The 20759-nt window shown below is 66.3% G+C and carries 16 protein-coding genes; 1 reads left to right on the top strand and 15 read right to left on the bottom strand.

Features of this window, described 5'->3' with window-relative positions; genetic code table 11:
• Positions 1 to 4: 4 nt before the first annotated feature.
• From ftsZ to FIU28_RS09390, 4 genes are all read right to left on the bottom strand, one after another.
• The gene (gene ftsZ, locus FIU28_RS09405) at positions 5 to 1771 is read right to left on the bottom strand and encodes a cell division protein FtsZ (RefSeq protein WP_143572683.1); all 1767 of its coding nucleotides are present in this window, start codon (positions 1769 to 1771) and stop codon (positions 5 to 7) included.
• Positions 1772 to 1869: 98 nt separating this feature from the next.
• Complete coding sequence (gene ftsA, locus FIU28_RS09400) at positions 1870 to 3195, bottom strand: cell division protein FtsA (protein ID WP_143572682.1); 1326 nt, start codon at positions 3193 to 3195, stop codon at positions 1870 to 1872.
• Positions 3192 to 4196 (bottom strand): cell division protein FtsQ/DivIB, encoded by a 1005-nt coding sequence (locus FIU28_RS09395; protein WP_143572681.1) that lies wholly within the window; start codon positions 4194 to 4196, stop codon positions 3192 to 3194. Before FIU28_RS09395 ends, ftsA begins: the two co-directional genes overlap by 4 nt.
• Before the next feature lie 401 nt (positions 4197 to 4597).
• Positions 4598 to 5614, bottom strand: a complete 1017-nt coding sequence (locus FIU28_RS09390; protein WP_143572680.1) for a D-alanine--D-alanine ligase family protein — start codon at positions 5612 to 5614, stop codon at positions 4598 to 4600.
• 102 nt (positions 5615 to 5716) lie between these two features.
• Between FIU28_RS09390 and FIU28_RS09385 the strand changes: the two genes are divergently transcribed.
• Positions 5717 to 6532 (top strand): bestrophin-like domain, encoded by an 816-nt coding sequence (locus FIU28_RS09385; protein WP_143572679.1) that lies wholly within the window; start codon positions 5717 to 5719, stop codon positions 6530 to 6532.
• Positions 6533 to 6677: 145 nt separating this feature from the next.
• Here FIU28_RS09385 and murB read toward each other — a convergent pair whose 3' ends face one another.
• The 11 genes from murB to ftsL all read right to left on the bottom strand — a co-directional run bounded on the left by murB (position 6678) and on the right by ftsL (position 20759).
• Positions 6678 to 7595, bottom strand: a complete 918-nt coding sequence (gene murB, locus FIU28_RS09380) for a UDP-N-acetylmuramate dehydrogenase (RefSeq protein ID WP_143572678.1) — start codon at positions 7593 to 7595, stop codon at positions 6678 to 6680.
• Between the two features lie 223 nt (positions 7596 to 7818).
• Positions 7819 to 9222, bottom strand: coding sequence for a UDP-N-acetylmuramate--L-alanine ligase (gene murC, locus FIU28_RS09370; RefSeq protein ID WP_143572676.1), 1404 nt, complete (start codon positions 9220 to 9222; stop codon positions 7819 to 7821).
• 180 nt (positions 9223 to 9402) lie between these two features.
• Complete coding sequence (locus FIU28_RS09365; protein ID WP_143572675.1) at positions 9403 to 10434, bottom strand: phosphotransferase; 1032 nt, start codon at positions 10432 to 10434, stop codon at positions 9403 to 9405.
• Positions 10435 to 10556: 122 nt separating this feature from the next.
• Positions 10557 to 11657 (bottom strand): undecaprenyldiphospho-muramoylpentapeptide beta-N-acetylglucosaminyltransferase, encoded by a 1101-nt coding sequence (gene murG, locus FIU28_RS09360; RefSeq protein ID WP_143572674.1) that lies wholly within the window; start codon positions 11655 to 11657, stop codon positions 10557 to 10559.
• Positions 11658 to 11661: 4 nt separating this feature from the next.
• Positions 11662 to 12813 carry a putative lipid II flippase FtsW gene (gene ftsW, locus FIU28_RS09355; protein ID WP_143572673.1) on the bottom strand — a complete coding sequence of 384 codons (1152 nt, stop codon included), beginning with the start codon at positions 12811 to 12813 and terminating at the stop codon, positions 11662 to 11664.
• A gap of 165 nt (positions 12814 to 12978) precedes the next feature.
• Positions 12979 to 14376 (bottom strand): UDP-N-acetylmuramoyl-L-alanine--D-glutamate ligase, encoded by a 1398-nt coding sequence (gene murD, locus FIU28_RS09350; protein ID WP_143572672.1) that lies wholly within the window; start codon positions 14374 to 14376, stop codon positions 12979 to 12981.
• A gap of 191 nt (positions 14377 to 14567) precedes the next feature.
• Positions 14568 to 15650, bottom strand: a complete 1083-nt coding sequence (gene mraY, locus FIU28_RS09345; RefSeq protein ID WP_143572671.1) for a phospho-N-acetylmuramoyl-pentapeptide-transferase — start codon at positions 15648 to 15650, stop codon at positions 14568 to 14570.
• Positions 15651 to 15659: 9 nt separating this feature from the next.
• Positions 15660 to 17096, bottom strand: coding sequence for a UDP-N-acetylmuramoylalanyl-D-glutamyl-2,6-diaminopimelate--D-alanyl-D-alanine ligase (locus FIU28_RS09340; protein ID WP_143572670.1), 1437 nt, complete (start codon positions 17094 to 17096; stop codon positions 15660 to 15662).
• Entirely contained in the window at positions 17093 to 18547 is a 1455-nt protein-coding gene (locus tag FIU28_RS09335; RefSeq protein ID WP_143572669.1) for a UDP-N-acetylmuramoyl-L-alanyl-D-glutamate--2,6-diaminopimelate ligase, read from the bottom strand. Before FIU28_RS09335 ends, FIU28_RS09340 begins: the two co-directional genes overlap by 4 nt.
• Before the next feature lie 89 nt (positions 18548 to 18636).
• On the bottom strand, positions 18637 to 20382 hold the full coding sequence (locus FIU28_RS09330) for a peptidoglycan D,D-transpeptidase FtsI family protein (protein WP_143572668.1): 1746 nt from the start codon (positions 20380 to 20382) through the stop codon (positions 18637 to 18639).
• Positions 20379 to 20759: a cell division protein FtsL gene (gene ftsL / locus FIU28_RS09325; RefSeq protein ID WP_143572667.1), complete on the bottom strand. Its 381-nt coding sequence runs from the start codon at positions 20757 to 20759 to the stop codon at positions 20379 to 20381. The genes FIU28_RS09330 and ftsL overlap by 4 nt, the downstream gene beginning before the upstream one ends.

Below are 20759 nucleotides of genomic sequence, written 5' to 3'. Positions count from 1 at the left end.
AAGCTCAGTTGGTCTGGCGGCGCAGGAAGGCCGGGATATCAAGATGGTCGTCGCCCTGTGGCGCGGGGGCCACAGGTGCGGGGCGGCCATGCTGATCCAGACCCTGCGGCGCCGGACGGCGGGCGTATTCCGACACCGGCTCCCCCATCTGCTGCGAGACGCTGCGCTGCGGCTTGCGTTCCGGCAGCGGCGGCATCGGGGCCATCGCCGGCGCCTGGCGGGCCGGCTCGGAGTCCTCTTCGCGGCGGCCGAGGCCGACATTGGCGAGACGCTGCAGCAGCGACATCCGCACCTTCTGCGGCTCGTCTTCCGAGGTCTCGCCGCGGGCCTGGCGGATCTCGTTCTGCGCCGTCATCGGCAGTTCGTCGAATTTCGGCATCCGGGGCGCGCGCAGCGGGGCGCGTTCGGCGGCCTGCGGGATGAACTGCTCGGGCGGCGCCGGCTCATGGGCTTCCATGCGCGGGGCGGTCTCCGGGAACAGCGACGGCTTCTGGGCGATCGGACGCACGGTCACGTCACCATAGGAGGCCGGCTGGCTGGAAACCTGGGCGACCGGCAGGTGGGCGTCCGGGGAAACCGCGGCGGCGATGGCGGCCAGAGCGGCACGTTCATGGTTGCTGGCTGGCGCACGCGGCGCGGGTGCGGCGGCCGGGCGCGGCGCGTCGGCCTGCTGTGCCGAAGAGGCGACGGCGCGCTGATTGTCGGCGCGCAGCTTGGCGGTCAGGTCGGCGAGACGGTTGTCCGGGTTGGCGGCGACGGCATTGGTCACGGCGGCGGCAGGCGCCGCGGCATTGCGGGCCAGCAGCGACTGGTCGATGCCGGTGGCCACCACGGAGACGCGGATCACGCCGTCGAGGGTCTCGTCGAAGGTCGCGCCGACGATGATGTTGGCGTCGGCATCGACTTCTTCACGAATGCGGGTCGCGGCTTCGTCGACTTCGAACAGCGTCAGGTCCTTGCCGCCGGTGATCGAGATCAAGAGGCCGCGGGCGCCCTTCATCGAGGAATCATCGATCAGCGGGTTGGCGATCGCGGCTTCGGCCGCGGTCAGCGCGCGCTTCTCGCCGGTGGCCTCGCCGGTGCCCATCATCGCCTTGCCCATTTCGCGCATCACGGCGCGGACGTCGGCGAAGTCGAGGTTGATGAGGCCTTCCTTGACCATCAGATCGGTGATGCAGGCGACGCCCGAATACAGCACCTGGTCGGCCATCGCGAAGGCGTCGGCGAAGGTGGTCTTCTCGTTGGCAACCCGGAACAGGTTCTGGTTCGGGATGATCAAGAGCGTGTCGACCACCTTGTGCAGTTCGGCAATGCCGGACTCGGCGGTGCGCATGCGGCGCTGGCCTTCGAAGTGGAACGGCTTGGTCACCACACCGACGGTGAGGATGCCCATGTCGCGCGCGGTCTTGGCGATGACGGGGGCTGCACCGGTGCCGGTGCCGCCGCCCATGCCGCAGGTCACGAACACCATGTTGGCGCCCGACAGGTGATCGCGGATCTCGTCGATCACTTCCTGCGCGGCGGCCGCACCGACGTCCGGCTGCGAACCGGCGCCGAGGCCCTGGGTCACGACGGTGCCCATCTGCACGATGCGCTGCGCTTTCGACATCGTCAGCGCCTGCGCGTCGGTGTTGGCGACGACGAAGTCGACGCCCATCAGGCCGGCGGTGATCATGTTGTTGACGGCATTGCCGCCGGCGCCGCCGACACCGAACACGGTGATGCGGGGCTTGAGTTCGGCGATATCCGGGGGGGTGAGATTGAGTGTCATGTGATTGCCTCTCGATTACGCGCGCGTTGTCTGGTCATGCCCGCGGCGGGAAGCCGAAAGCGTCGAAGTGGAAAAAAATTGCGGCTGAAAATTCGCCATCAGAAGCCTTCGCGAAGCCATCGCCCGACCTTTCCGAAATAACCGTCGCCGGTGCCGGTCTTGAGCTGGCGGGTGTAGCGGGGCTCGACGTGCTCAAGATGGGCGAATTGCGGATAGACCAGGAGGCCCGTCGGCACCGCGAACGAGGCGCTCTTGGCCTCATTGGGCAGCCGGCCGAACCCGAGCGGACGTCCGATGCGAACCGGACGGCCGAGAACCTGGCTGCCGAGTTCGGCGAGACCGGTGAGCTGCGAGGCGCCGCCCGACAGCACGACGCGCGCCCGCGGCTCTGCTGCAAACGGCGAATCCGCCAGCCGGTCCCTGACCATTTCAAAAATCTCCTCGGCGCGGGGCCGCACGATGTTCGCGATGGTGGCGCGGGTCACGACCTGCGGAAAGTCCCGGTCATTATCGCCAGCCGTCGGCACGTTCATCACTTCGCGCGCGTCCGATCCACCCGTCAGTACCGTGCCATATAACGTCTTGATTCGCTCGGCATCCGCGATGCAGCAACCCAGGCCACGGGCGATATCCATGGTGATGTGTTGCCCGCCGACCGCAAAGCCGGAGGCATGCACGAAACGGCCGCCGGAATAGATCGCGATCGTGGTGGTCCCTGCCCCCATCTCGACGACGGCAGCGCCGAGATCGCTTTCGTCGTCGGTCAGAACCGACAGGCCGGCGACGTAAGGCGACGCGGCCATCGCCTCGACATTGAGATGGCAACGCTCGACGACCAGCATCAGGTTGCGCGCGACTGTGGCGTCGGCGGTCACGACGTTCATGTCGACGCCGAATTGCGAAGCGACCATGCCCTTGGGATCGCGGATGCCCTTGACGCCATCCAGCGAATAGCTGACCGGCAGCGCGTGCAGCACGGTGCGGCCGGGCGGCGTGGCGTGTTTCATCCCGGTGGAGGTCACGCGGGTGACATCGGCAGCCGTGACGGCGCTGCCCTTGATGTCGGCGGACGCCTCGATCAACTGGCCCTGCAGGCGGCCGGCGGAGACGGACAGCAGAACGGATTCGACGCGGGCCTTCGCCATGCGTTCGGCCAGCGACACCGCCTGGCGCACCGCCTGCTCGCATTCGCCCATGTCGACGACGGCGCCGGACTTGACGCCGCGCGACTGGATCTGGCTGTAGCCGACCAGTTCGACGGCGTGGGTGCGACCGCGCAACGCCTCGTTCGGCGCGCACGGCTTGAGACGCGCGATCATGCAGGCGATCTTGCTGGTGCCGACGTCGAGCGACGCCACCAGCGCGGTGCGGTTCGGCGCCATCTGGCGCGTCTTCGGTGCCTGGGTGCGATCAAGCCCGGTCATGCCGCGCCTGCTTTCTTCTTCGTCTTGTTCTCCTTGGCGAACAGCTCGTCGCGGGCCTTTGCGGCGTCTTCCGACAGCCGCACGGTCAGCCGGTCGGACAGACGCATGTCGATCGCGACAATATCTTTCGAGAACAAATGATCTTCCTTGTCGAGCTGGCTCAGCATCGCCAGCGCATTGCCGACGTCGTTCTCCGGCAGGCGCACGTCGAGCCCGTCCGTCAGACGCAAATTCCAACGCCGCTCGCCGACCAGGATCGCGGCACGGGTGACGGCGCGGACCTGCGGGTAGCGATCCAGCAGCGCGAGAAAATCGCGGGCGCGCGTGTCGGCGCCCTTGCCGACCACCAAAGGCAGCGTGGTGAAGCGTTTCGAAACGTAGTTTTCCAGCACCGCGCCGTCGGCGGCGACGACGGCCAGGCGGCCATCCTGCTGCCACAACGCGAACGCGGTGCGCTCGGTGACGTCGATCTGCAGCCGGTCGGGATACAGTTTCAGCACGTTGGCGTCGGCAATCCACGGATTGGCCTTCAGCCGGTCGCGCACGGTGGCGGCGTCGAGAAACAGCAGCGAGGAGCGGCCGTTGACGCCCCCGATCGCGAGGATTTCGTCCTGCGTCAGTTGCTTGCGGCCGTTCAGCGTCACCGACGCGATGCGGAAGCCGGCGGCATTGGCCGCGGCGTTGCGGGTATCCGAGAGGAATTCGGTGAGTTCTTCGACGTGACCGCCATTGACGACGCCGAGCGCGACGCTGCCGAGCAGCATCAGGACGGTGGCGGCAATGCCGACACGGCGCGGCACGTAACGCTCGAACGCAGCGATGAAGCGGTTCGAGTTCTGCTCGCGGATCGCCGCCTTGCGGGCGCGCGGCTGGCTGAGAAAACGCGCAAGCGGAGCCAGCTGCTCGCGCAGCAGGATCGCTGCGCCGCGGGCCGCCAGCCTCAGGTCAGTTTGGGGGCCCTGCGGTCGATCCGACCGGGAAAGGCGTCCTGCACCAAGCATTGCACGAGCTCGTCATCTGTTAGGCCCGCGTCATCGCGGACCATGGCACCGTGAACCGGACGCCGACGCCATGCTCGCTACGGAACTCCGCACGCTCACGCCTCGGCAGCCAGACGCACCAGCGCCGCCAGCGTTAACCTTCGGACTTCCTGGTAAACAAAGTGTAAAGAGGGTCCGCGCAGGGCACGATTAGATGCGGTTATGCAAGAGTTTAGCGGAACCGAGTCTTTGGAGACACGCGATGCCGGGCAAGCGCGCGCGGAGCCGTAGCCCGGATGGAGGCAGCGCGGCGCCCTTGCGTCGCGAGGCCGCAATAAGGGAAAACCGCTTCCGCGGTTAGGCCGGCCCCGGCTTGCGTTTCCGACTTTGCTCTGCGAGCGCCGGCGCAAACTCCATCCGGGCTACGAAGCACCAGCCGCCCGCTTCACGGCCAGCGCCAGCTGCCCCTGCAAAAACTCCACGAAGCCGATGCCCTGGGCGGCCAGCGCCTTGGGGTAGAGCGAGGCTGCCGTCAGCCCGGGCAGCGTGTTGGTTTCGAGATAGACGGGGCCCTTCCCTGACACGATGAAATCCGAGCGCGAATAGCCCGAGCACGACAACGCCCGGTGCGCCTTCACCGCGTCTGCCATGATCGCTTCGCTGATCTCCGGCGCAAACCGGCCGGGGCAGATTTCCTGCGTCGATTTCGCCAGATATTTGGCCTCGTAGTCGAAGCCGCCCTCGGCCGGGATGATCTCGATCGGTGGCAGCGCCAGCAATGAGCCGTCGGCCTGCTCCAGCACGCCGCAGGTGGATTCGATTCCGGCGACGAACGGTTCGATCACATAATCCTCGGTCCGCGCGGCGGCACGCACGGCCGCGATGTCCTGCGTGGCGTTGACGAAGATCAGGCCGTAGCTCGATCCGTCGCGCGCCGGCTTGGCGATGAGTTTGCCGTGTTCGGCGAGCGCTGCTTCCAGATCGTCCAGCGCGATGCCTTCGGCGATGGTCACGCCGGCAATCGCCGCGAAACGTTTGGACGCCACCTTGTCGAAGGCGAGATTGGACGATGCCGAGCCGGAGCCGGTGTAAGGGATGCCGCGCATCTCGCACATCGCCTGCAATTCGCCGTTCTCCGCGGTGCCGCCGTGCAGGCCGAGCAGCAGCACGCGGTTCTCCGCCTTGGCCTGATCGAGCGCCTGCGTCAGCCGGCCGAGGCTGGCCGAGCCCGGCTGAAAGGCTTCTTCGAAGGGGCGGCCGTGACCCAGCAGCGCGGACGGCTGTGTCGGATAGACCTGATCGTCGGCGTCCCAGAACCACAGTTCGGCATCGGGCAGCGCGCGGTGCAGCGCCTGCGCGGAGGCCACCGAGACCAGTCGCTCCTTGTTCAAGCCACCGAACAGGATGGTGATGCGCTTTGCTCTGTCCCACTCAACCATCGATTCACCCTCATTCGCCTCGTCGATGCCCATAGCATGGCGAGTCAGATATTGCTGATTTGCGCCGCCAGCGCGAGCCTTCCGCGACATCAGGAGACGTTCATGATCCGAGCCTGGCTCGACCTGCCGGCCATTGGCATTTTTGCCACGCTATTCGTGCTGTATTTCGGCGCTGCCTGGGCGCTGGCCGGGCTGATCTTCCGCTCGCCGGTGCGGCGCGGGGTATTGTCGCTGAACGGCGTGGTGGCGCCGTTCTTCTCGGCGGTGGCGATCCTGTTCGCGCTGTTGACCGGCTTTCTCGCCAACGACATCGGCGAACGCAACCGCCAGGCGCTGCGCGCGGTGCAGACCGAGGCCGGCGAATTGCGCAACATCTATACGCTGTCGGTGGCGTCCGTGACCGACATGCGCGAGATCCGCATGGCGCTGAAGGACTATGCCCGCAGCGCGGCGCAGGAAGAATGGCCGCAGATGATGGGCAACGGCAATGCCGCGGCCACCTCGACCGCCTATGACACGCTGCTGCGCGAGGTCAGCGATCCCACCATCACCCGCGATGCCAGCGCGGCGGTGCACAGCGCACTGCTCAACGCGGCGGTCCGTGTCGGCACCGCGCGTACCGACCGGCTCAGCCTGTCGTCCGACCAGACCAATGATTTGAAATGGATCTCGGTGCTGATCCTCGGCCTGATGACGCAGGTGGCGCTGGGCCTGGTGCATCTGGAAAAGCCTCGCGCGCTATTGGCCGCGCTGACCGTGTTCTCGACCGCCGCGGTGGTGGCGCTCGGCCTGATCGCGCTGCAGGAGCACCCCTTCCAGGGCAGCTTCCGCGTCTCGCCGCTGCCGCTGGAAAAGTTGTTGTCGCTGAGCGATGTGGTGGCGCCGGTGGAGCCGACGGCTACGCCGGCCGCGAAGTAGCGCGCTATATCCACAAGCTGTCATTCCGGGATGCAGCAGACGGCGTAGCCGGCTGATGCAGACCCGGAATCCCGAGATGTGCATCTTCCCATCTCGGGATTCCGGGTTCGCTCAAGCTGCGCTCTCGCGCCCCGGAATGACAGTTCTATTTCACGCCGATCCGCTTGATTTCCCAGTGCAGGTCGATTCCTGACTGCGCCAGCACCCTCGCCCGCACGGTATCGCCGAGCGTTTCGATATCCGCGGCGGTGGCGTCGCCGGTGTTGATCAGGAAGTTGCAGTGCATCTCCGAGACCTGCGCGCCACCCACCCGCAGGCCGCGGCAGCCGGCGGCATCGACCAGCTTCCAGGCGGAATGGCCGGGCGGATTCTTGAACGTCGAGCCGCCGGTCTTTTCGCGGATCGGCTGCGCGGTCTCGCGATGCGCCTGCACCTCGTCCATGCGCGCCCGGATCGCGGACGGCTCGGCGATACGTCCGCGAAAGGTCGCGGACGTGAAGATGACCTGCGGATCAACGCCGGAATTGCGATAGACGAACGCCATCGCGGCATTGTCGAAGACATGCTTCGCGCCATCGCGGCCGATGCCGGTGGCTTTGATCAGCACGTCTTTGGTCTCGCCGCCATTGGCGCCGGCATTCATCCGCAACGCGCCGCCGATCGTGCCGGGAATGCCGAAGTAGAATTCCAGCCCGCTGATATTAGCCGCCGCCGCGGCTTCCGCGACGCGCTTGTCGAGCGCGGCGGTGCCGGCGGTGATGCAATCGCCATTCGCGACCGTCGCACCGAAGCCGCGCGGGCTGAGCCGGATCACGACGCCCGGCACGCCGCCGTCGCGCACGATCAGGTTGGAGCCGACACCGATCATGGCAACGGGAATGTCGCGCGGCAAGTTCGAGAGGAAGTATGCGAGGTCATCTTCGTCCGCCGGCGTGAACAGGATTTGCGCGGGACCACCGACGCGAAACCACGTCAGCGGCGCGAGCGATTCATTCGCCAGCAAACGCCCGCGGAGTTCGGGCATGGCGGCTTTGAGGTCCGGAGTGAGGTCGGGGAAGGTCATTTTTGTGTCTGTATGCGAGCAAATGCCGCTTCTTCGCCTCGGGGCACGCGAGCAGTGCTCCCCTCCCCCCGCGCGAAGCGAAGCTTCGCTAGGCGGAGAGGGGCCGGGGGTGGGGGTGCCATGGGCGACGTCGCTTGTGGCCCCCCCTCTCCGACCCTCCCCCGCAAGGGGGGAGGGAGCGCAGCGGCGTGTGTGGCGATGTCAGCGATGAACATCGACGTTGCTACCCCAGCGCCTTCAATTCGCCCGGCAGCGCATAGGCCCATTGCGTGATATTGCCCGCACCCAGGCACACCACGGTGTCGCCGCTCTTCGCAACGCCCGCGACCAGCGCCGCCAGCCCCGCGCTGTCCTGCAGCGGGAACACTTCGCGGTGACCGTGCGCGCGCAGGCCGAGCACGAAGTGATCACGGTCGATGCCCGCGATCGGCGCTTCGCCGGCCGGATAGACTTCGGCGACGATCACGGTGTCGGCGTCGTTGAAGCAGGTGCAGAATTCCTCGAACAGCGACTGCAGGCGGGTGAAGCGATGCGGCTGCACCACGGCGATCACCTTGCCGGTAGTGGATTCCCGCGCGGCGCGCAGCACGGCGGTGATCTCCACCGGATGGTGGCCGTAATCGTCGATGATGGTGACGCCGTTCCATTCGCCGGTCTTGGTGAAGCGGCGCTTGACGCCGCCGAACCCGGCCAGCGCCTTGCGGATCGCGTCGCCCGACATGCCGAGCTCATGCGCCACGGCGATCGCCGCAGTGGCGTTGAGCGCGTTGTGGCGGCCGGGCATCGGCAGCACGAGATCGGTGATGGTCTCTGTGGTGCCGGCCTTGCGATCGCGGAACGCGACGGTGAAGGCGGAGCCGCCATTGGCGGGCTTGAGATCCACCAGCCGCGCATCGGCCTGCGGGTTCTCGCCATAGGTGATGATGCGGCGGTCCTCGATACGGCCGACGATGCTCTGCACCACCGGATGATCGATGCACATCACGGCAAAGCCGTAGAACGGCACGTTCTCGACAAAGTGTCGGAACGCGTCCTGCACGGCTTCGAAAGTACCAAAATGGTCGAGATGTTCGGGATCGACGTTGGTGACGATGGCGACGTCGGCCGGCAGCTTCAGGAAGGTGCCGTCGCTCTCGTCGGCCTCCACCACCATCCACTCGCCGGCGCCGAGCCGCGCATTGGTGCCGTAGGCGTTGATGATGCCGCCATTGATCACGGTGGGATCGAGATCGCCGGCGTCGAGCAGCGCCGCAACCATCGAGGTCGTCGTCGTCTTGCCGTGGGTGCCGGCGATGGCGACGCAGCTCTTCAGCCGCATCAGCTCGGCCAGCATTTCGGCGCGGCGCACCACCGGGATGCGCTGCGCACGCGCGGCCATCAATTCGGGATTATCGCGTTTGATCGCGGTGGAGACCACCAGCACGTCGGCGCCGGCAACGTTTTCGGCGGCGTGGCCGACATGGATCACGATGCCCTTCTCTCTGAGCCGGTTGACGTTGGCGCTCTCGGAGGCGTCGGAGCCCTGCACGGTATAGCCGAGATTGCACAGCACCTCGGCGATGCCGCTCATGCCGATGCCGCCGATGCCGACGAAGTGGATGGGGCCGATCTCGCGGGGCAGTCTCATGGGCTGGGTCTCGTCTGTCTGGGCGGGCCGGGCAAAAGCGCGAAGCGCGTCTTCCGTCAGGTCCGGACGCCGCGAATCGCCCCCCTTCATGCAAGACGGAGTCGGCCGGGACAAGCCCCGGCCATGACGCTTGGATATCGAAAAACGGGCCCATTCGGGCCGCCTTCCCCTAAGATACGGCTATTCCAGGTCGTGTTTGATCCTAAATGCGCTAATGGGCGGCGGCAGGCCGGGTGGCTTCCCGCCTGTGAAAAACGCAGCCAGATACATCTTGCCGAGAACCTGCCGGGTCTCCGCAGCATCGGGCGAAAGTCGGCCGTCGCGCAGAGCCCGCCTGAATTCGGCCAGCGTTGGCGCTGCCACATCCGTATCCGGAGCCGGCCGCGGCCCGGCCGCCACGGCGCTGAACTGCACGCCGGCATAGTACAGCCGGGTCAACGCGCGGGTCAGCGCTAGCCGGTCGCGCATCGCCCGGTCCGGCGCGCGGCCGAGCCAGGCCTGCAGCAGCACATCCTCCAGTTCCGGAGACGGCGCGAAATTGTCCAGCGCGATGCCAACGTCGATCAGCGGATCGCTGCAATAGGCCGACTCCCAGTCAACCAACCAAAGCTGTTCGCCATCGAAGAGCAGGTTGCGCGGCAGCACGTCGTTATGGGCGGAGACCGCATCGGCCGGATTCCAAACATAAGCGGCACGGATATCGGTCAGGCGCTGGGTATGAGCATCGAGCACCCCCGGAGCAAATAGGCCGGTCCGGCACACATGCGCCCACAGCCGCGTGACGATGTCGGGATACTCGACAAAGTGTTCGAAGGTCGGAGTCGCCTGCAGGCGCCGCAGCATTTCACCCAGCGCCTGGGCCAGCGCGCGCTGCCCACCGGGAAAGGTCAGAAGCGGTTGTTCGGCGATAAAATCCATTACGACGACGCGCGAAACATCGTCAACGAAGTGCAACCGCGGCGCAATGCCAGCTTCCGCTGCGATCTGCATCGAGGCGTACTGGTGCGGATTGCGCAACGGACTGGCGGCGCCCTCCATCCGCAGCACGTACTGCCTACCGGCCGACGTAACGCGAAACACCAGAGCGCCGGACACGCCGCCCATCAAAGGCGCGATCGCCCCAATGGGCGCCGAGCCGAAGGCAGCCGCCAACGCCGACCGTGCGGTGTCACGATGGGTGGCCGGAACGATGTTGAAAGGATCGCTTGTCATGGACTAACAAAACGACATAGACCGGGGCCGTTGTGTAGTACGACGTTAGTACGATACGACTTCGTTGCCCGGATTTGCGCCGCAGCGGTACGCGCTGCAGCGCATCGAGAAAACGACAGCGATCAGATCCCCGCCACCTTCGCGACCAGATCCGCCAGCCGCTCGGCCGCGTCGAGCTTGCCGACCGTGCGGGCGCCCTGAGCCATCACGGCCAGCCGCGCCGGCTCGGCGGCCAGCGCGGAGATTTCCGCAGCTAGCCGGTCCGGCGTGAATTCATCCTGCGACAGCCGGATCGCGCCCCCCGCCTCGACCAGCACGCCGGCATTGGCGAACTGGTCCTGGTCGAGCGCGCCGGGCAGCGGCACCAGGATCGAGGGCCGGCCGATCGCGGCAAGCTCGGCGACCGTGCCGGCGCCGGAGCGCGACACCACCAATTGGCTCGACGCCAGCCGCGCCGGCAGGTCGCTGAAGAACGGCGCCAGTTCGACCTTGATCTTGAGCTTGTCGTAGACCGCGCGGACCCGCGCCAGATCCTCGTCGCGGACCTGCTGGGTCAAGACCAGCCGGTTCCAGAGCGCCGGCTCGAGGCGTTCGATCGCGCCCGGCACGATGTCCGCCATGATCCGCGCGCCCTGGCTGCCGCCGACGACCAGCAGCCGCAGCGGCCCGTCGAGCGCAGGTGCCGCATAGGGCACCGCGGCGGCGGCGAGAATTGCCGGGCGCATCGGGGTGCCCGTGGTGGTGGTCTTCTTCGCGAGATCAGGATCGCGGTCGAGCACGCCGGGCAGCGAGGTCGCAATCGCGCTGACATGGCCGGACAACAGCCGGTTGGCGCGGCCCATCACCGCGTTGGAATCATGGATGAGGGTGGGCACGCCGAACAGCCTGGCGGCGACCAGCGGCGGCAGCGTCGGATAACCGCCGAAGCCGACCACGGCGGCGGGCTTCAAGGTCCGCATCAGATTGAGCGCAACGCCGGTGCCGGCGGCGAGCATGAGACCGGTGCGCGCCAGCGCGACCAGGTTGCGGCTGCGCAGCGTTTCGCTTGGCACCACGTCGATCATTTCGCGCGAAAACAGCCCGCTATATTTCAGCGCGCGCGCGTCGGTAACCAGTCGCACCCGCCAGCCGCGCTTCATCAGGGCGACGCCAAGCGCCTCCGCCGGAAACAAATGGCCGCCGGTGCCGCCGGCCGCGAGCAGGATCAGAGGGGCTTGGCTCATGACGTCACGCGTAAGCGCTGGTGGCGTTGGCGGTCGAAATGGTTTCCATCTCGGTGCGCGGTCGCATCCGCGTCAGTGCCAAGAGCATGCCGACGCTGTAGGCCAGCGAGATCATCGACGAGCCGCCATAGGACAGGAACGGCAGCGTCATGCCTTTCGCGGGAATGAGATGCAGGTTGACCGCCATGTTGATCGCCGCCTGCACGCCGAACAGGATCGCCAGACCCGACGCCGCAAAGCGCGTGAACAGGTCCTCGGTCTGATAGGCGCGCGACAGCGCGCGGATCACGATGAAGGCGAACAGCGCCAGCAGCGCCAGGCACAAGAAAATGCCGAACTCCTCGGCGCCGACGGCGAAGACGAAGTCGGTGTGACTGTCCGGCAGGCTGCGCTTGGCGATGCCTTCGCCGGGTCCAAGCCCAAACCAGCCGCCATTGCCGAAGGCTTCCATCGCGGTGTCGACCTGAAAGGTGTCGCCGGAAGCCGGATCCATGAAGCGCTTGATGCGGCCGGCGACGTGCGGCACGAACAGGTAGGCGGTGAACAGCCCGCCCGCGGCGGTGGCGGCGAGGCCGAACACCCAGACCATCCGCATGCCGGCGATGAAGAACAGCGAGCCCCACACCATCAGGATCAGCATGGTCTGGCCGAAGTCGGGCTCCAGCACCAGCAGCGAGACCAGCATCAGGAGCAGCACCACCGCCATCGAGGTCGCCGGCATGTCCGGTTTTCGCGCGGACTCGGAGAACAGCCAGGCGGCGACCACGACGAACGACGGCTTGGCGGATTCGGACGCCTGGATGTTGACGCCGAGAATGGTGATCCAGCGCTTGGCCCCTTTGACCTCGGGGCCGATCAACAGGGTCGCGACGATCAGCACCACCGAGATCGCGAACACGATCAGCGCGCCGCGCCGGATCTGCCGTGGCGTCAGGAACGACACCCCGATCAGCACGATGGCCGACGGGATCATGAATAGCACGTGGCGATTGAAGAAGTGGAAGGGATCGAGCCCGATTCTTGTTGCCACCGGCGGCGAGGCGGCCAGCGACAGGATCACCCCGGCCAGCATCAGCGCGATGATCGCGGCCAGCAGCAGCCGGTCCACGGTCCACCACCATTCGCTGAGCGGCGTGCGTTGTTCACGGGAGATCATGGGCATACCTGCAGGCCAAGGAGCTCCATTGGTGCGCCATCGTGGTTGCCAGCCGGTTAACGGGATATGAAAATTTGAGCAGCAGCCAGATTGTCATCACCGCCAAGCACGCCGGCTTCTTTCCCCTCCCCCTTGCGGGGGAGGGAGTTCATTCAAGCCGTCGCACTAAACTGGTTCTACATCCGGCAGCGCCAGAACCAGTTCGCGAAACCTGTTGCCGCGGATTTCGAAATTGCGGAACTGGTCGAACGACGCGCAGGCCGGCGACAGCAGCACGACGGGCTCGGTGACATCCGACACCGCCGCGTCGCGCGCGGCGGCCGGCACCGCGACATCGAGCGTCTCGCTGATCTCGTAAGGGACCTTGCCATCGAGCGTGTGGGCGAATTCGCTAGCTGCTTCGCCGATCAGATAGGCCTTGCGGATTCGCGGGAAGAATTCGGCCAGGCTCTCGATACCGCCCTCCTTCGCCTTGCCGCCAGCGATCCAGAAGATGCCGGGAAACGACGACAGCGCTTTCGCGGTGGCGTCGGCATTGGTGCCCTTGGAGTCGTTGACGAACAGCGCCCTGCCCTGGCGGCCGACCTGCTCCATGCGGTGCGCCAGGCCGGGAAAGCTGCGCAGGCCCTGCTGCAGCACATCTATGTCGATGCCGAGCGCCAGCGCCGCCGCAGCGGCGCAGGCGGCGTTCTGCGCATTGTGAAGGCCACGCAGCGAGCCGATGCCGGCGAGATCGACCAGCGGATGGGGCACCCCGGCAACGTTGGAGACGATGGTCGCGCCATCTGCGGTCAGGCCGTCCCTGAGCGGGCCCTCCACCGAGACGCGCACGACGTTCTTGCCGCCCTGTTCGGCGCGATCGGCCACCGCTCGGCACCAGTCGTCATCGACGCCGACGATCGCGGTGCCGTGCCCCTGCACGCCGGCGATCAGGCGCTCCTTCACCGCAGCATAATGTTCGAGCGTGCCGTGGCGGTCGATGTGGTCCGGCGTGACGTTGAGCAGAATGCCGACGCTGGGATCCAGCGAGGGCGTCAGGTCGATCTGGTAGGAAGACATCTCGATCACATGGACGCGGCCCTTGGCCGGCGGCTCCAGCGACAGGATCGCGGTCCCGATATTGCCGCCCATCTGGGTGTCGAAGCCGGCCTCGCGCATCAGATGCGCGATCAGCGCCGTGGTGGTCGACTTGCCGTTGGTGCCGGTGATCGCAATGAACGGCGCGTCGGGCGCATGTAACGCGCGCTCGCGGCAAAACAATTCGATATCGCCGATCACCTCGACGCCGGCCTCGCGCGCTTTCAGCACGGTCCAGTGCGGCACGGGATGCGTCAGCGGCACGCCCGGCGTCAGCACCAGCGCGGCGAAATTTTCCCACGCCACGCTGCGCAGATCGGCGGTGATGAAATTGGCGCGCGCGGCCTCGACCATGCGGTCGATGCTGTCGTCGCAGGCGACCACCTCGGCGCCGCCGGCGCGCAGCGCATGGCACGAGGCGAGGCCCGAACCGCCGAGGCCGAACACCGCGACGGTCTTGCCGGCAAAAGAGGTGACGGGGATCATAATACTGTTCCTCTTCCTTCCTTCTCCCCTTGTGGGAGAAGGTGACGCGGACGAAGTCCGCGTCGGATGAGGGGGCGCCGCAGAGCACTACCCCTCACCCGTCTCGACCGCCCGTGCGAAGCGAAGCTTCGCTAGAGCGGTCGATCCACCCTCTCCCACAAGGGGAGAGGGGAAGGCAAGCGCGGCGCGCGCTATCGCAGCTTCAGCGTCGAGAGGCCGACCAGCGCCAGCATCACCGAGATGATCCAGAACCGGATCACGATCTGCGGCTCGGTCCAGCCCTTCTGCTCGAAGTGATGATGGATCGGCGCCATCCGGAACACGCGCTTGCCGGTCAGCTTGAAGGAGGTCACCTGCACGATCACCGATACAGCTTCCAGCACGAACAGCCCGCCGATCACCGCCAGCACGATCTCGTGTTTCACGGCGACCGCGATCGAGCCGAGCATGCCGCCCAGCGCCAATGATCCGGTATCGCCCATGAAGATCGAGGCCGGCGGCGCGTTGAACCACAGGAAGCCGAGCCCGGCGCCGAGCACCGCGCCGCACAGCACCGCCAGTTCGCCGGTGCCGGCGACGTAGTTGATCTGCAGATAGTCGGAGAACACTAGATTGCCGGCCAGATAGGCGATCAGGCCAAAGCTGGCGGAGGCGATCATCACCGGCACGATGGCCAGGCCATCGAGGCCGTCGGTGAGGTTCACCGCATTGCCGGCGCCGACCACGATGAAGGCGCCGAAGATCACGAAGAACCAGCCGAAATTCAGCGCCAGATCCTTGAAGAACGGCAGCACCAGCGAACTCGACAGCGGGTCGCGGCCGAGCCGGACGAAGGCATAGCAGGCGGCGGCGGCGATCAGCGTCTCGATCGCCAGTCGGGTGCGGCCGGCGAAGCCCGCCTCGGTCTGCTTGGTGACCTTGAGATAGTCGTCATAAAATCCGACGAAGCCGAAGCCGAGCGTCACCGCCATCACGATCCAGACATAGGGATTGCGCGGGTTGGCCCACAGCAGCGTGGACACGACGAGGCCGGACAGGATCATCAGCCCGCCCATGGTCGGCGTGCCGACCTTGACCAGATGGGTCTGCGGGCCATCGGCGCGGATCGGCTGGCCCTTGCCCTGTCGCAGCCGCAGATTGTCGATGATCCAGGGCCCGAACAGGAACACGAACAACGCCCCGGTCACCATCGCGCCGCCGGTGCGGAAGGTGATGTAGCGGAACACGTTGAACACCGGGACCGTCCCGGCAAAGTCGATCAGCCAGTAGAACATTCAGTTCGCCTATACCGCGGTGTCGTCGTGCGCGGCGTTGCCGGGAAAGCGCTTTTGCAGCGCGGAGACAATCGGATGCATGCGCGAGCCCTTGGAGCCCTTGACCATGATGACGTCGCCGGCGCGGATCGCGGCCAGAACCTGCGATTCGAGCGCGGCGGCATCTTCGGCATAGCCGCCCCGCCGGCCGGTGGAAAGGGCGTCCCACAGATTGCGCATCAAGGGACCACAGCAAAATACCAGGTCGATCTGCTCGTTGTTTACGGCATCGACCACGCCGCGGTGCAATTCCGCGCCCTCGGGCCCGAGTTCCAGCATGTCGCCCAGCACCGCAATGCGGCGGCCTTTCGACCCCACCTCGGCCGCGCCGAGCACGCTGAGTGCTGCCTGCATCGAGGCCGGATTGGCGTTGAAGGTCTCGTCTATCAACACCGCCTCGCCGCCGACGAGCGCAAGCTGATAGCGCAGGCCGCGGCCGACCGCGGGCTCCACCTTTGACAGCGTCAGCGCCGCCAGCGCCAGATCGGCGCCCATCAGCAGGGCCGCGGCGAGCACCGCCAGCGAATTTATCGCCATGTGGCGGCCGGGCATGCCGAGCTTGTAGGTGACGTCGTGGCCGAGGATGTCGGCATGCACCGCCGAGCAGGTCGGATGCAGCGCGATATCGATCAGCCGCACGTCAGCGGACAAATCACTGCCGAACGACACAATGCGCGAAACGCCATATTCGTCCGCGCGTTTCTGCAGATGCGCGAAATGCACGTTGTCACGGTTGAGGATCGCAACCCCGCCGGGCTCAAGACCTGCGAATATCTCGGCCTTGGCATCGGCAATGGCTGTCACGCCGCTGAAGAATTCGAGATGCACCGGCTCCACGGTGGTGATGATGGCGAAATGCGGCCGCACCATTTTCACCAGCGACTCGATCTCGCCGGCATGGTTCATGCCGATCTCGAACACCGCAAAGCGCGCCGTGGCCGGGCAGCGCGCCAGCGTCAGGGGCACGCCCCAGTGGTTGTTGAACGAAGCCACCGAAGCATGGGTCTCGCCCTGCGCCTCGAACACCCGGCGCAGCGCCTCCTTGGTCGAGGTCTTGCCGACCGAGCCGGTCACCGCGATCACCTGCCCGCCCAGCCGCGCGCGAGCAGCGATGCCGAGATCGACAAGGCCCTTGAGCACGTCATCGACAATCAGTAGCGGAGCGTCTTGCGGAAATCTGTCGCGCTGCGCCGCCTCGACCACGGCGACGCCTGCGCCGTTCTTCAATGCAGCCTCGACGAAAGCGTGGCCGTCATGAACCTCGCCCTTGATGGCAAAATAGGCCTCGCCCGGCGCGATGCTGCGGCTGTCGATCGAGATGCCGGTGATGCCTTCCGGAAGCGCGCCCCGCACGGTCGCGCGCATCGCCTGGGTCATATCCGCGCAGGTCCATAAAAAGTCGCTCATGACACCCCCGAATTCAGCGCGGCCCCTGCCGCCTCGTGATCACTGAACGGCAACACGCGGTCGCCAACGATCTGTCCAGTCTCGTGTCCCTTGCCGGCGATCAGCAGTGCGTCGCCCTCTTGCAGGCCTGCGATCGCCGCGCGGATCGCCTCGGCGCGGTCGCCGATTTCGATCGCGCCGCTGGCGGTGGCCATGATGGCCGCCCGGATCCTGGCGGGGTCCTCAGAGCGCGGATTGTCGTCGGTGACGATGACATGGTCGGCATTGGCCGCCGCGATCTCGCCCATCAGCGGCCGCTTGCCGGTGTCGCGGTCGCCGCCGGCGCCGAACACCACGACCAGCCTGCGCTTGGCATAGGGCCGCAGCGCCTGCAGCGCCTTGGCGAGCGCGTCCGGCTTATGCGCGTAATCGACGAACACCGGCGCGCCATGATGGTCGCCGACGCGCTCCAGCCGGCCCCGGGCGCCCTCGAGATGTTCGAGCGCGGCGAAGACCGCGTCCGTATCGCTCCCGGTGCCGATCACCAGACCGGCCGCGACCAGCGCGTTCTCGATCTGGAATTCGCCGACCAGCGGCAGTTTGATATCGAAGGTCTTGCCGCGATGCTCCAGCGTTAGTTTTTGCGCAAAGCCATCGATCGCCGCGTCAACCAGCCGGATGCCTTCGCCCGCCCCACCCCGGCGCCCGACCGTGATGAGGTTGAGATGGCGCGATTGCGCGGCATGGATCACCTGCGCGGAATGTTCGTGATCGGCCGCGACCACGGCGACGCCATCATCGACGACGAGATTCAGAAACAGCCGCAGCTTGGCGCCGAGATAGTGCGCGATGTCCGGATGGTAGTCCATGTGGTCGCGCGACAGATTGGTGAAGCCGCCGGCCTGGATGCGGACGCCGTCGAGGCGAAACTGGTCAAGCCCGTGCGACGAGGCCTCCAGCGCGAGATGGGTGACACCCTCGCCGGTGATCTCGTCGAGTTCGCGGTGCAGGGAAATGGGATCCGGCGTGGTCAGCGAGCCGTAGACGGTGCGCTTCGGCGACACCAGACCGATGGTGCCGATGCTGGCGGCCTGATGACCGAGCCGGCCCCAGATCTCGCGCACGAAGGACGCCACCGAGGTTTTGCCGGAGGTGCCGGTGACGGCGGCGATCACCGCCGGCTGGCGCGGATGGAATTTGGCGGCTGCCCGCGCCAGCGCGAGGCGCGGATTGGGAGTGACGACATAGGGCACCGGCAGGCCGATCGGCATGTGGTCACCGGCCACTGCAACGGCGCCGGCGGCAATCGCCTGGGTGACGAAACGCGCACCATCGGTCTTGCTGCCGGCCAGCGCAAAGAACAGGTCGCCGGGTTTGACGGCACGGCTATCGACGGCGAGCCCGCTGACGTCGATGTCGCCTGCAGGCCCATCGATCGCGCCATCATCGCTGAAAAGATCGCGCAGTTTCATGCTGTTCCCGTCCACATCGGCTTCCGCGACGCACGCAAACCGCATTTCATGACGGCTGTAAAGCGCCGATGCGGCGGTATTGTGTAGCCTTACTGGGTCACCTTGCTGGCGGCCAGGATGACCCGGTCGGCGGTCTGCAAGTCGAAGCGCGGCTCCAGGCCGAGCAACGGCGCGACGCGCGCGATCACCTTGCCGCCGGCCGGCACCGCGTTCCAGCCCGAGGTGATGAAGCCGTGGGTTTCCGGCAGCGCCTTCGGTTCGTCCAGCATCACCAGCACCTGGTATTGCGGATTATCCATCGGCAGCACCGCGGTAAACGAGTTCAGCACCTGCTTCTTGGAATAGCGGCCGTTGACGACCTTCTCCGACGTGCCGGTCTTGCCGCCGATGTAGAAACCCTTCGACAGCAGGTCGGCCTGGCGCGCGGTGCCAACCTCGGCGTTGAGGCGCATCAGATAGCGGATCTTGTCGCTGGTGTCCTTCTTGACCACGCGCTTGCCGATGGCGAGGGCTTCTTCCTCGGTGCGCTTCAGGAAGGTGGGCGGAATTAGATAGCCGCCATTGACCATCGCGTTGATGCCCATCACCGCCTGCAGCGGCGCCACCGCGATGCCGTGGCCGAACGAGATCGTGACGGTGTTGAGTTCGCCCCAGCGTTTGGGAACGATCGGCATCGCGCTTTCCGGCAGTTCGGTACGCAGCCGGTCCATCTGACCGACCTTCTTGAGGAACGCCTTGTGCGCCTCGACGCCCTGCGCCAGCGCCACGCGGGCGGCGCCGATGTTGGACGAGTAGGTGAACACTTCCGCCAATGAAATGAACTTGCCGAGCGAATGGCTGTCGTGAATCTTGAACTTGCCGTAGGCGAGCGGCGCGCGCGCGTCATACATGGTGTTGAGATTGGCCTTGCCGGAATCCAGCGCCATCGCCAGCGTCAGCGTCTTGAAGGTCGAGCCCATCTCGTAGACGCCGGTGGTAAGCCGGTTGATGCGATCGGGATCGTGCGCTTCCTTCGGGTTGTTCGGGTCGAAATCCGGCAGCGACACCATCGCCACTATCTCGCCGGTCCTGACGTTGGAGATCAGGCCGGACGCCGCCTTGGCCTTGTATTTCTCTTTCGCCTTCATCAGCTCGTCGCGCAGCGCGTGTTCGACGCGCAGGTCGATCGAGAGTTCGACCGGCTTCTGCAGCCGGTCGGAGGCGAAGCCCGCCTGGTGCAGATCGGCGAGACCGTTAGTGTCGAGCCACTTCTCGATACCGGCAATCCCCTGATTGTCGATGTTGACGAGGCCGATGACGTGAGAGACCGCAGCACCGCTCGGATAGACGCGCTTGTTCTCGCGCAGGAAGCCGATGCCGGGAATGCCCAGCCGATGGATGTCGCGCTGCTGCTGCGGCGTGATCTCGCGCTTCAACCAGGCAAAACCCTTGCGGCTGGAGACGCGCTCACGCACTTCGGCGGTGTCGAGGTCGGGCAGCGCCGCCGTCAACAGCTCGACCGCCTCGTCCTTGTCGATGATGCGGCGCGGCTCGGAGAACAGCGACGGCGATTTGACGTCGGTGGCCAGCACCGCGCCATTGCGATCGACAATATCGGGCCGCGCGGTGGCGATGGCATCTTTCGTCGCGCGACGCTCGGCATGGGCGTCGCCGCCAAGCGGGAACATCACGAGGCGCACGGCGATGATGCCGTAGATGCCGCCGAACGCGACCATCGCCAGGCCGACGCGGGCGCGCGCCTTGGCGGCGCGATCGACATTGCGCCCGTACAACAGGCTGCGGATCAGCCGCTGCCGCCATGGTTCGGTCGGCTTCACACTATTGCGCGCGGTCATGGCGTATCCTCGGGCGCAGGCAGCGAACCGGTGACGATATCCGGATCGATCGTATTGATCATCGCGCCGATCGGATCGGGATCGCCCGGCCTGGCAAAGCTCGGCGGACGATCCGGCAGGTTCTTCAGCGCGTCGAACTGCTGCGCGGTGATCGGCTTCAAGGTGAGGTGGCGCTCGGCGAGGCCCTGCAGCCGCATCGGCGCATCGAGCTTGGCCCATTCCGCACGCAAGGAGGCGATGGCGTCGCGCTGCTCGCGGATGTCGGCATGCAGCCGCATCACGCGCTCGGTCCGCACGGTGGATTCCATCTTGATCCGGTAGACATAGGCCGCGGCGAAGACGAGGACGGCGATGACCAGCAAATGCAGGATACGCAT

It is taken from the genome of Tardiphaga sp. vice154 (assembly GCF_007018645.1).
GTDB lineage: Bacteria > Pseudomonadota > Alphaproteobacteria > Rhizobiales > Xanthobacteraceae > Tardiphaga.
This window is presented reverse-complemented; position numbering and strand designations above follow the sequence as displayed.